Origin of the sequence: Microcoleus harperi Pol14_C6 (genome assembly GCF_036701295.1) — a bacterium.
In the GTDB taxonomy this organism is placed as follows: domain Bacteria; phylum Cyanobacteriota; class Cyanobacteriia; order Cyanobacteriales; family Microcoleaceae; genus Microcoleus.
In genome coordinates this window covers 52,648-64,634 of record NZ_JAUBQN010000035.1, presented here as the reverse complement: position 1 = coordinate 64,634, position 11,987 = coordinate 52,648, and the positions used below count along the sequence as shown (strand labels likewise).

The 11,987-nt window shown below is 41.0% G+C and carries 9 protein-coding genes; 2 read left to right on the top strand and 7 right to left on the bottom strand.

Translation table 11 applies throughout. The features are described from left to right. Positions 1–69: 69 nt before the first annotated feature. From QUA27_RS21065 to QUA27_RS21035, 7 genes are all read right to left on the bottom strand, one after another. A complete protein-coding gene (locus tag QUA27_RS21065; protein ID WP_333070184.1) occupies positions 70–1,473 on the bottom strand; it encodes a hypothetical protein in 1,404 nt (467 codons plus the stop codon). 1 nt (position 1,474) lies between these two features. Continuing rightward, positions 1,475–5,428 carry a hypothetical protein gene (locus QUA27_RS21060; protein WP_333070182.1) on the bottom strand — a complete coding sequence of 1,318 codons (3,954 nt, stop codon included), beginning with the start codon at positions 5,426–5,428 and terminating at the stop codon, positions 1,475–1,477. A gap of 164 nt (positions 5,429–5,592) precedes the next feature. Then, on the bottom strand, positions 5,593–5,853 hold the full coding sequence (locus tag QUA27_RS21055; protein ID WP_333070181.1) for a type II toxin-antitoxin system Phd/YefM family antitoxin: 261 nt from the start codon (positions 5,851–5,853) through the stop codon (positions 5,593–5,595). 70 nt (positions 5,854–5,923) lie between these two features. Beyond that, positions 5,924–6,367 (bottom strand): hypothetical protein, encoded by a 444-nt coding sequence (locus QUA27_RS21050; RefSeq protein WP_333070180.1) that lies wholly within the window; start codon positions 6,365–6,367, stop codon positions 5,924–5,926. Between the two features lie 137 nt (positions 6,368–6,504). Beyond that, positions 6,505–7,032: a GNAT family N-acetyltransferase gene (locus QUA27_RS21045; RefSeq protein ID WP_333070179.1), complete on the bottom strand. Its 528-nt coding sequence runs from the start codon at positions 7,030–7,032 to the stop codon at positions 6,505–6,507. 42 nt (positions 7,033–7,074) lie between these two features. Further along, the gene (locus tag QUA27_RS21040) at positions 7,075–8,985 is read right to left on the bottom strand and encodes an ArnT family glycosyltransferase (RefSeq protein WP_333070178.1); all 1,911 of its coding nucleotides are present in this window, start codon (positions 8,983–8,985) and stop codon (positions 7,075–7,077) included. Between the two features lie 323 nt (positions 8,986–9,308). Beyond that, positions 9,309–9,887, bottom strand: coding sequence for a hypothetical protein (locus tag QUA27_RS21035; protein ID WP_333070177.1), 579 nt, complete (start codon positions 9,885–9,887; stop codon positions 9,309–9,311). Positions 9,888–10,378: 491 nt separating this feature from the next. Here QUA27_RS21035 and QUA27_RS21030 point away from each other — a divergent pair, with 491 nt between their 5' ends. Beyond that, the gene (locus tag QUA27_RS21030; RefSeq protein ID WP_333070176.1) at positions 10,379–10,711 is read left to right on the top strand and encodes a DUF565 domain-containing protein; all 333 of its coding nucleotides are present in this window, start codon (positions 10,379–10,381) and stop codon (positions 10,709–10,711) included. Between the two features lie 96 nt (positions 10,712–10,807). Next, positions 10,808–11,968, top strand: coding sequence for a glycerate kinase (locus QUA27_RS21025; RefSeq protein ID WP_333070186.1), 1,161 nt, complete (start codon positions 10,808–10,810; stop codon positions 11,966–11,968). Positions 11,969–11,987: the final 19 nt, after the last annotated feature.

The window sequence follows — 11,987 nt, the reverse complement described above, 5'->3', positions numbered from 1 at the left end:
CGGTTGCATTGATGATTTTCCTCTCAATAGTTTTACTTTACTAAGTGTACCTCATAGCTGTGAAAAACGCTATATATCTCTATCGATTTTCCAATTTGTATAATTAAAAACAGCAAAATCAGTTTTATCATCTCCCACAGCACGAAATTCTGGTATATTTATCCCCTGGGTGCTAAAAAACTGTCCCGTCTCCAAATAGTTAAATCTTTTCTTTAACTGTGAATAGAAATCTACTTGCGATTGATTATCTATTGTTGTTGATGGATACCACAGATTGTCTTTGGCCTGATAAGCCATCGAACCTGCTTCTTCCTCCAAAAGTTTATTGAAAACCAGATAGTTTTTTCCTGCTTCGAGTTGAATATCTGACCATTTAATAGATTCCGTAATTCTCCAGCAAACCTCGTCCTCACCTTCAGCTTCTACTTTTTCATAGGTACTAACAGTTTTTCCATCATTGTAAAATGCGCTCGTAGATACCCCTTGATGTTTCAGAAATTGTTGCAAAAATTGTCGGTCATCTTCAGTTAAATCGACTCCAGTATTGTTAATAATCTCTAAGCCTTCTACAGATTCTATGTTTTTGATGAAAGGGTTTTCTAAGTAGTGGTCAGCCTGAAAATCAAGAGATTTAAATTTAATCTGGCACTCACTTAAAAAGCCCTCAAGTTTTGTCATGAGGTTTTGGTAATAATAAAGCTGAGTCTTTTTGAACTTGTCATAATTTTTGGGATCGCTATCAAATTGCATAAAATTTATTTTATTTTTTTTCCTAGCATCAAGATCGCGATCGAAGTAGTAGTTCTTATTGTCGTAGAGCACCAAATCTCCTAAATCATCACCATCTATGGTACTATAGCTATCTTTTGGTAAGAAGAGTCGGTGTTTTCGAGACAAGGTTAATGTGAGTACGCCATGTTGATTGTATTTGATTAACAAGTTTTGTCCCCACACAAAAAGAGCCTCTTTCGATTTGCTGAGATCCCTGGAATGGAGTAACAGTAATTCTTCAAAACCATTCAGTGTCTCAAAGTATAAGCCTTGAGAGAGAATATAAAACTTGAAAATGAGGTTGAAAATTCTTTCTCGATTGCTAAAATTGTCTGTAAATAATTTTTGCCATCCAGAATGTTTTTTATTAGGGGATAAAAAGAACACATATGGTTTCCCATCAGCGTATGATAGGAAGTATTGAATGTCTGATTTTTCCCATTTTTTTCCATGTGCAGCCAGCCTTTCTTGGACTTGAGCTTTAATGTATTTATGCCGCTCTTTATAAAAGGTAGGCCGTGAACCCTCATTTTCAGAATCTTTATCTTCAGCAAGCCTATATTCAGGAGTAAAATGTTCTATCCCTTGTCCCAATTTAAATAGATACTGACGCAGTTTTTCGGCAACTTCTTGTTGCTTTTCTAATATTTCTATTTGGTTGGTGCGCGATATATCTGATAATGCTGCTATTTTATTTTTCATGTTATTTCTCCTTTGTAAACAAAAAATCTGTGAGGATATTGGATTCTACTGGACTATTACGCTCGTCAAAAAAAATCAAATTTCCCGAAAATAACATGGGTGAGTGTTGTTGATTTTTTTCTTGGGCGGCGTGCAAGTTAAGGAGTAACCCTCTCGCAGTGCTAAATTCTGGATAGTCTAAAAGAATTTCCTTCAGCTTGTTTTCGGTTTTATCCAGGGTTTTTTTGGACAGGCGATTTCCCGAAGCCACGCTCCAAGCTTTAACATCAATACAAAATAACGTATTCTCCTTGACATAGTACAAATCAAACCGCTCGTATAGCTTACGATACTTTTTGAAATCTTGCAATGGCTCAAAACGATAGCTGGATTTTATGGCTTTCCAGTCTTTACCTTTGAAAATTACATCTTGAATCCAGCGTTCCACAAAATTTTCAGCCAGTGAGGGATACAACACATCGTAAAAGAAATGCGGACGCGGAATATAAGTATTAAAAACTTCGGGTTTGGGGATCAACTTGTTGTACAGTCTGTAGATTAAATCAGTCGAAGGCTCTAGCGATTCAATTTCCTGACCTTCTGAGTCGTAGGATCGATCGCTGATTTTTAGATATTCAGGATATAACCGCTTCTGGTAAGGATAGATTTTTTCCCCATTGATGCTATCACTGATAATCTGGAATTTTTTACCGCTTTCTTCCTGGGAAGCTAAATATGGTGTAAATTCAACTTGTTCTGGGTTGTGATAGAATAATGACTTAATAAAATCATCACGAAATAGCTCTGAATTTCGCAACTTTTCCAGATATTTGGCTGGGTCTTTGAAAACAATTGGGTCGCGCAACGCATCCCACGGTTTTGTGATGTCAAAAGTATGTTTATTAAGATGAAAGCGATCGATTTCCTCCAACATTTCTGTTCTAAACTTTTGAAAAGCCAGAGCGGCATCAATCTCATCAATAACATGATCGTCATAATCTTTAATCGCTCGTTTTTTCTCTTCTTCTCGAACGCTTAAGTAAACTTTGTGGTTGTTAACAGAAAACTTACGAATTTCCTCCTTTTCTTTTTCTTCCAGGTATCTGTAAAAATTTACTAAATTTTTTCTGGTTTCTTCATTAACAAATATTTTTACTACTTGGTTTGAAAAATCGCGTCTCTCAGTTCTGCCGATAGCTTGCAAAACTTGTTTCCCTAATAAAATCTGGTGTTGCTGCTGTCGAAATTCTCCAGCTTCTGGTCGGCTGAGGTATTGGTTGAAATCTTTGATTTCAATATTAGACTCTCCCAAATTTACAATACTTTTCATTAAGGCAAAATGGTAATGAGTAATAGAGTATCCCGAATCTTTTGATTTGTTAAGCGATGGGCCCATTACTGTATAGTAACTGTCCATTAACAAAGCTAAAGAGTCGAAATCTTTTTCATCGCCGTTAGGGTTTTTGATGATAGGATTAAATCCTTTGGAAGCTGATTGATAAGCCGATATGAAGAATATTTTTTCCCCTTCTTTTTCAACCAGCTCATTCAAATACGTGTTCCCAGCTTTTTGGTCACAGTAAAGACTGTTGAATGATGCCTCATACAAAATTATTTTAATCTGAATATTACTCTGATATTCCTTATGCTTTACTTGCAGGTAATATATATTGGGATGTTTGGGTGACACCTTAAATATAAAGTTAGCACACTTGAGTATCTCGCAATGTTGAATCAACTTTTTAATCCAGCGTAGGGTTTGAGTAAAAGCAATTGTTTCTTTAATTGAGTCATCCTCAAACAGGTAAAACAAGAAACGAATAAACTTTTGAAGTTCTTGGATTTTGTAACTTCCCAGCCAATTACCATCCTGTCTGAGATCGTCGATAAAACTTTTTAAAATAGTTTCTTCAAATCGTTCCACAACTTTTTGAGTTTCGTTATTTGGGAAAGACAATAAATTATCACCAAAAAACTTTACTGCGATCTGTCGATTCGCTTCACGACTCTCTCTGATGTTTTCGCAAAGCGATACTTCTGCATCGGTCATTTCCTTAAAGGAACTTTCACCGGATTCACTAGCATTACGCAATTTATCTTTTAAATACTGCATATCATAACTCGTGCTTAAATCTCCTAAAATTCCTCCGGTTGCTGAAATAAGAAAAATCACATTGCTATTATTGCATAACATGGAATTTATCTTGAATTCAGGGGAAGTCAATATAGCCGTACTACCAATAGAAACTTCTCTAAGGGCACGATCGATCAGATTATTTTTAGGATTTTGATAACGAGAAATTTCTTTGATATTTATGATAGACTTATAACTTTCATAGACATAAGCAGTATTTAAGTATTTTGGCAGTTGATTTGGCGAGGCGCTTTCTTCACTTGCCTTTTGGACTTTAGCTATTTGTTTCGACCAAATTTCTAAAGAACGGGATTGAGAATCTTCAGCATCTAAGACGTTAGCTAGAAAATCTTTGATCGTTTTGATTTGCGATCGCACAGCTAGAATGGCATAAATTAACTCTGCTACAGAAGTATTATCTGCCAATTTTTCCTCTGTGATTTGGACGTGGCCGCCAGAAGGTTTGGTTAAAAACAATTTTTGCAGAGGGTCGAGGTTGTAGATGTATAGGTTGTTGTATGCAAAAATGTTCATTAAATCATCACATATTTTATTGTAAAGCTTTTGAGGAATCAACAAACTTCTATTATTCTCAAATTTTGAAATAACTCTGGATAACATTTCAAAATCCACTATAATGGGATTTTCTTCATCATCATTCTCGAAAATCCCAACTATTTCTTCCATTGCTCCGTCAAGCCCATTTTGAATTTTTACTATTTTTTCTAAAAATCTGATAGAGTTTCCCTCCTCAAAGGTCAACCGTTGATATATGCGGGCGAATTTTTGCAGTTTGGGTTCTAGGGCTTTGTCTTTTTCAAAGTGTTCTTGAAATTCGTAAAAAGCTCCCTTATTCTTATCGAGGAAATTTAAAAAATCTCGGTTTTCATTATTTTGAGTTGAAAACAGCATAGAAAATTCTCTATTGATAGATGACAGCGCATTATTGATTGCCAGTTTTTCAGGAGAGATGATATCAATCTTCTCCTCTAGCATAATTTGATAGCCATCTTCCTGCTCATCCAAGGCAAGGATAAACTTTCGGGAGTTTTCTGTATGTTCAATAACGTATTTGTCGAGATGACTGCTTTTCTTTACCCATTTTGTACCATTGTGAATAAAGTACGGAATAGCCGTTTCAAATTTTTTATAGGTGAGCATCAAAATTCCAGATTTGTTTTGCAGAAGATGAAGGGGGAAAAATATTTCAATTAACTGTGAGCATTCAGCAGGACAATTTCTTTTATCTAATTCACATTTGATGAAAAATTCTAAAAAGCTTTCAATTAAATGATTCAGTTCCCGTCGGGCTCTCGTAATTTCAGAATCATTAAAATCCTCATCTCCCAAACCTATGTTTTTTACATATTCAAGGCGTTTAATCACCTCTTTTACTTTCTCAAGGTTGCGTTTATTTTCCTCAACCTTGTCCTCAGAACATACTTTTTTATCGATTTTCCAAAGTTTTGTGTTTTTGAGAATAGAAGAGATCAATTCCTTGTATAATTTGATATACTCATCCGTCGTTTTCATTTCTAACGAATTTATTTTATAGACCGAAATAGTGGGGTATTGGCTCTCAACTGAAGTTGGAACACATAAGTGTTCTCTCAATGGCGCAACATATATACCGATTATTTTATTTTTTGGATGTTCTTCTATGGTTTTATAAATTGCTTGAAACAATTGGTGAGTTTTTCCTGAACCCGTACCATAATTGATAAGTTTTAGTTGGGGACGGTTTTCTCGAAAGCTATCTTCAATAGTTGCCAGGTAGGAATTAATAATTTTGCAACGAACTGATTCTAACTGCTGATTAAGATCGTCTGTTTGCTTTTGCATTATGTGTTATCACCTTATCTAGAGTAAATACATATCGTGGGATAGTCTTTTCTTTGACTGATACCCATAGTAGCGCCTGAACTCTTATGCTTTGTATCGTAAATTGCTAAACACCAGTTTTTTGGCATATTTCTGTGCCTGTTTGGTGTATACCAGATTCCCATTCACCACTGCAACTGGCGATCGCAATCCTCGATCGGCGTTTCCATTCCTTCCCGAATTGATTCCCGCATCCCCGGCACTGAGAGAAGATACAGTGTTTCCTGAACATATGCGGAGTCTGATTCAGATAATAACACTGCATTGCTAGTCTGTCCGGTGATCGCGATCGGTTGAAGTGACTGACTCATGGGAGCGATCGAATGCTGCAATTGCTTTTGAGGTTCATTGATTGGAATAATAGTCTTCCACCTGTCTAAATACACTAGAGCAGCTTTTATGTTTTATACGAGCTTTAAACGGATGTTAGTAAGTCGAAATATTGATTAAGCATTTCTATTTCAGCCGCGGTGGTTCTTTGTTATTCAAAATAGCCCACGCAGCAGTAATTTGCCATTCATAGGCGGCTCGCGAATCGTTTCCAGATGCTGTTAAGGCGCATTGTGTTGCATCATATGCACTACTGCCTGCTGCCTCAGCAGGTGTAAGAAAATATGATGGATAATCGAAATATCTCATACCTCCATCTATATAATCGCAGGCAACCCCCATTGAAGCCTTTTGTGCATTTTCCTGTGTCGGCTGCTCGATCCATTTATTGGCTAAAGAGATGAAGTAGCGTTCTCCATTATCTTGCTCTTCGCGTGGTAACTGTTTTGAGACGTAGTATATAGTTTGTCTCACAACTGCCTGCTTAAAGCTGAGTTGCTGCTTTTCCCTCATTACTTTGACTAATCCTTCCAAGACTAACGAGGAGAGTTTGTTGAGAATTGAAACCATTGTAGGCTCCGAGCTTCGGGTTTTAGGTAGTGACTAGATTATAGCTTTTATTCAATCTGGCAGATTTAATGCTCCAACCGAGAACCTTCAAATTACCGCCAAAACCAGTGGCTTAAACAGCGAAAGGGCGTTACGGTTCAAGTCGGATGATATTCATCCCTGCTTATTTGCCATCGCCATATCTTGCCTTCTTCAGGATCGTCCACCTCTGCAATGAACTTCATTCCCACTTTTTGCAACACGCTACTCGAGGCATTTTTTTCAGCTAAAGTGTGGGCGATGACTGCTTTCACCTCCTCGTGAGCGAAAGCATAATCGATCATTCCCTGTGCCACCTCAGTTGCAAATCCGCGATTCCAATATTCGGAAGCAATTTCATAACCTATCTCTATAGTCCCCGACTCATCAGGTGAGCCTGTAAAACCTCCATTGCCGACAAGCACTTGATTTTTTGGATGAATAAAGAAGTAGCTGTGCCAGTCAGTTGGAGGCGGATTGGATTCGCAAGATTCGTCAGCAGGGAGGGAAAATGCTTCCGGGAAAAGAGGCCAGCTATTAGGTACTATGACATTTAAAATTGCTGCAAGCTCGCTTTTATTGCGTAAGAAAGCTTCTATGTGAATCCTTTCGACGGCAAGTAGTTGAAGATTCTTCGTTGTAATCATTTTTCTACCTTGTTTAACAAGTATGAGCTCACACTATAGGCACTATCGAAACGCTGTTCTCGGAACCCTAGCGAGTTGGTAAGCACCCCGACTGTCCAACAATTGATATTGATTTGGCTGCAATCCTAATTGCTCAAATTTTTCGGGATATCCCAGCAACAAAATAGAGGGAGAAGTTGGGTTTTTAGATTGCTTAATGTAGTCGATCGCCTTTGTGACAGCTCGGTAGTAAGTCACCGGCTCTTGGGTATAAAAAACCAGACTTGGTTTCCAGAAACCAACCATAATAAACTCTTCCCCCGGCAGTTTTTGTTGAACCGCAACCTGTGCTAAATGTCTCAGAGGTAACTGGCGGTTGATATCAACCACTTTGTAAGCCGGAGTAAGACCAAAGATGATAAATGCTACTAACCCGATCAGGTTAGCAACCAAAATCCAGCGCTGTTGCCGCTTCCAAAGTAAAAGTGCGATCGCCACCGCTGTAATTATCCAAATCGTACCGCCGACAATCAGCAATCCTGACTGCTGAATTGCTTGGGGAAAATTGGGCATTGCGGGGTCGTCTCCCAGCCAGTTGTAGCAGTAGAAAGTTGCTCCGGCTATAATTAATAAAAATACGACATTGAAAATGTATGTAGCTAACAGCCCTCGCGGTAAAGAATTCGATTTTTTTTCTAACTTTATCCGCCTGTTATCGGGTTCGTTGCCTGCAATAATATCCCTCCACAGCAGCGTTACCAAAATCGCAGCGGCGGGGATTAAAGGCAATACATAACTGGGCAATTTGGTAACGGCGATCGTAAAAAAGCCAAAAATGCAGCCGAACCAAAATAGGGCAAATAAACTCAACTGAGCCGATCGCGGTTGACGACGCCAGTAACTGCGCTGCCAAAAACGGGTGCGGGCTATCGCCACGGGCAAATAAATCGACCAAGGTGCAAAACCGACTAGCACTACAAAAAAGTAAAAATACCAAGGCGCTGAGTGCTTGTTGACTACTCCAGTAAAACGCTGGAAATTGTGATAGCCAAAAAAGCTGTCAATATAAGTTTGACCGTTGGCTAAAATAACCAAAATGTACCAAGGCAGGGCGATCGCCAGAATAATCAAGATTCCCGACACCGGACGCATTTCACGCCAAAGTTGCCGAAAATTTCCCAAATAAAGCCCAAAACCGCCAATAATCAGCGCTGGCACGACAATTCCCACAGGTCCCTTAGCCAGAATTGCTAAGGCAATTAGTACGTAAAAAGTCAGATACCACTTATTCGGAAATCGCGAAGCGGAAACAGTGGAAAATTCTGCTTGTTCTCTCTGTTCTTCTAGAGTGTAACCGAGAAAAAATGCGAGGAGTGCCGAACACATACAGCCGACTAATAGCATATCTGAAACGCCAGTCCGTCCCCAGGCAATAGTTTGGGGATTTAAAGCTATTAGGGCCGCACCAATCCAAGGAGTAGAAAAAAAGATTGGGAGATTGGGGGAGTGTCCGAGGGGGGGAGTGTCCGAGGGGGGGAATTTTGCTTCTTCCTCATTCTGTCTTCCTTCTTCCTCATTCTGTCTTCCTTCTTCCTTCGATAAGGTATAAAATCCGAGGCAAGTCAGACCGATCGCGCACAAGGCCGAGGGAAGACGCACGGCCCATTCGTTAACGCCCAGAGTGCGGTAGGCCACGGCCATCAGCCAGTAAATCAGCGGCGGCTTGTCAAACCTGGTTTCGCCGTTGAAATAAGGAGTGATGAAATCCCCTGTCACCGTCATTTGACGCGCGGCTTCGGCAAACAACGGTTCGGTTTCGTCAACTAAACCGATGTTGCCGAGATTCCACAAAAAAGCCACAGAGGCGATCGCGGACAGCCATAAAATTGATAGCAGCAAAAGTGCGAGCCTCTTCGAGGGCTTCGCTAACGGGCGATTTCTAAACTCTGACAAATTTTTAATAACTTCCTTCACGGAAACTTCCTGCGATTTTAGATTTTAAATTTTAGCTCGCATAGAGAGTCTACCGAAAGATTCGCATTCTCGAAACTCCCAATTCGATCGAATGCGGTTCAACTGAGATGTTACACCATTGTCAATAAGGCTTTTATGGGCGGGCTAGAGCAACCCAACTCCTACTCCCCACAACAAAATTCACGCTTTGTAGAACAGGCAAGATGCCTGTTATTTATAATGATTCGGCTATGTAAGGTTAACCTCACATAGCGGGATCATTCTCAATAAGACCGTATCAACCGTGTTTCTCGATTAAAATCTCGGCACCTGCAGCTAAGGGTTCACGGCTGCAAAATTAATTGCCATTCTCCGGCTGTGCTGTTCCAAGCGGGCGAGGATGTCTCCCCGGCGACGAAAGGCCCCCAGTAGCGGCGAGAACCATCCTGAGCAAAAACCACCAGAATGTCTCCTCGTTTGACTTGTAACTTGCCCTCCGGCAGCGATAGCATCAGTCCCTTGCCGCCGCCTTCCCCCGGCGCAAAATCCCAGTGCGCGGGTTTCCCATAGGATTTCTCGGCTTGCCGTTTCGACAGCAGGGCTACTCGCACGGGGTGTTCGCTGCGGTTGCTGACGCGCAAAAGGCCGGAGGCTTTAGCATTTACAGGGACTGAGGAAAGCAATTCCTCCTCTGGATCTGGGGGGGTTGGTGTTGAGTCGGGTTTGGGCTCGCTGGCGGTGTCGGCAGAAGCTGTCGCGACTGGGGAAACCGGGGGTATTGGGGGGAGTGCGGTGGCTTGTGAGGGCCAGTCGCTGGACTGATTTGAACCGTTGGAGATAGTGATTTCAAAACGTCCTAGAAACATTCCTGTAATTAGGACGATCGACACTCCAATTACGATCTGGTAAATTTTAAGATTCATAAATTTTAGGCTTAAAGGATAGACTGCACCCGAAATTAGTCTTAACTATTTTTAATGTAAAACCAGGGTCTGCTGTGGCACAAGATACAGTTACACTTAATTACTTGAGCGTTCTCGGCTATAAGTCCGCGATCGCTCAATACCATTTTAGATGTTAAATTTTAGATTTTAGATTGCGACATACTCCCCCCGGTAAGAATTTGGAGTTGGTCAGGAGGGGCATTTGTTTGCTCATCGGTTTACCTTTTAACAATACTCCGGACAGTTTTTGATTCAGAGGCTGAAACCCTCATTCTACCGTTAGCATTTGACCTCGCTGAGAAGGCTAAAACCCTCATCCTGCGGTTAGTGATTGAAAAGTGTCCGGACTATTGTTTTAATAGAAGTTAAAAAAAAGAGTACCACTATAGGCCTGTACTCCAAACCTCAATAGTCATCAGTTATTCCGCATCTCAAATTTCAAATCTCCAATCTCAAACCGTATAATTTTTATGCAGAATACCCGAATTAACAGATTGATTGAGGTTCTGGGCGATCGCTTCGGAGGCTGGCTGAACAATCCTTGGCGGCGGATTTCGCTCCTGCTAATTAGCCTGCTGTTCGGCACTTTTTTGGGAACAGCTATTTCGACGATCGCGGGACAATCTGCTGAGTGGGATATTATCGCGGCCGGGCTGTTGGTGTTGTTGACGGAGTTCGCCAACTGGCTGGTTTACGCCGGGCCGCGGGCTGTAGCAGGTTCTTTTTGGGTAGATATGCTCAATGCTCTGAAAATTGGCGTGACTTACAATTTATTTGTGGAGGCTTTCAAACTAGGTTCTTAAAAACTTTTTGAATCGGCGCGGCTTTAGGATGAAATATTTGTTAATTGCAGATAGGATTTGTACAAAACCCCCTCTGGCATCAAGAGTTTTGAGAAGATGGCTCGATCGACTGTAACCCCTGTTGAAATTTTACATCGATGGCAAGCCGGCGATCGCCCGATCGCTCCCGACTTCGATCTCCTGGCTTTGTGGGAACTTACGGATGATGTGCGATCCTCTTCGAGGGCTTCGCTAACGCGCGCTTTTGGCATTACTCCCGACAATGTAGCTGATGTTGTCCGCTGCAAAACCGATTTATTCTTTTCTCTTCTTGACGAACTGCATACTTTCCCTCTAAAGTCAAGTGTTTTCCTCGAAACTTTGTGGAATCTGTGGCTGCCGCTGGCAATGCAATTATCGGCTGCCAAACAAAGTTTAAAGCGTCCTCTAATTCAAGGAATTTTAGGAGTGCAAGGAACGGGAAAAACTACTTTATGCCAAGTTTTGAGGCTGATTCTGGGAAAATTGGGATATTCTACTGTCAGCCTTTCTTTAGACGATCTTTACAAGACTTATGCCGATCGCCAACAACTCCAAAAAGCAGACCCGCGTTTAATTTGGCGCGGCCCTCCCGGCACTCACGATATTGACTTGGGAATCGCAGTTTTAGACAAGTTGCGCGGTTCTCTAACTCACAATTTAGCAGTAGTTGACAATCCCAAATCTGATGCCCTCAAACCGGATTTAATTAATAAAAATATAGAAATTCCCAGGTTTGAGAAATCAGCCTATGGAGGTGCAGGAGATAGAAGTCAACCCGAAATTATTTCCGGGGCGGATATTGTACTTTTTGAAGGTTGGTTTGTCGGTGTGAATCCGGTGGTTGATGCCAAATTAAACGAGTTTTTGGCGACTGCACCGTTTCCGATTTCCACAGAAAGCGACTGTCAGTTTGCGCGCGATATGAATGCGAAGCTGCACGACTATCTACCGCTGTGGAACCGATTAGATCGGTTGATGGTTTTGTATCCCCAAGATTATCGCATTTCTCAAGTGTGGCGCAATCAGGCGGAACGGGAAATGATGGCGGCGGGGAAGTCGGGAATGTCAGAGGCTGAAATTAATCGGTTTGTTGAATATTTCTGGAAAGCGCTGCATCCCGAGTTATTTATTAAGTCGATGCTGGAGGGCGATCGCGTGAATTTAGTAATTGAAATTTTGGGCGATCGCACTGTCGGCAAAATTTGTCGGGCGATCGACTTAAAACTAAGCGATTAGGGACACTAAAAATTAATCA

What these genes read in the sequence shown, in the direction of transcription:
- QUA27_RS21045 (WP_333070179.1), bottom strand. Translation starts at nt 7,032, where the DNA reads ATGATTACAACGAAGAATCTTCAACTACTTGCCGTCGAAAGGATTCAC.
- QUA27_RS21035 (WP_333070177.1), bottom strand. Translation starts at nt 9,887, where the DNA reads ATGAATCTTAAAATTTACCAGATCGTAATTGGAGTGTCGATCGTCCTA.
- QUA27_RS21060 (WP_333070182.1), bottom strand. Translation starts at nt 5,428, where the DNA reads ATGCAAAAGCAAACAGACGATCTTAATCAGCAGTTAGAATCAGTTCGT.
- QUA27_RS21030 (WP_333070176.1), top strand. Translation starts at nt 10,379, where the DNA reads ATGCAGAATACCCGAATTAACAGATTGATTGAGGTTCTGGGCGATCGC.
- QUA27_RS21065 (WP_333070184.1), bottom strand. Translation starts at nt 1,473, where the DNA reads ATGAAAAATAAAATAGCAGCATTATCAGATATATCGCGCACCAACCAA.
- QUA27_RS21025 (WP_333070186.1), top strand. Translation starts at nt 10,808, where the DNA reads ATGGCTCGATCGACTGTAACCCCTGTTGAAATTTTACATCGATGGCAA.
- QUA27_RS21050 (WP_333070180.1), bottom strand. Translation starts at nt 6,367, where the DNA reads ATGGTTTCAATTCTCAACAAACTCTCCTCGTTAGTCTTGGAAGGATTA.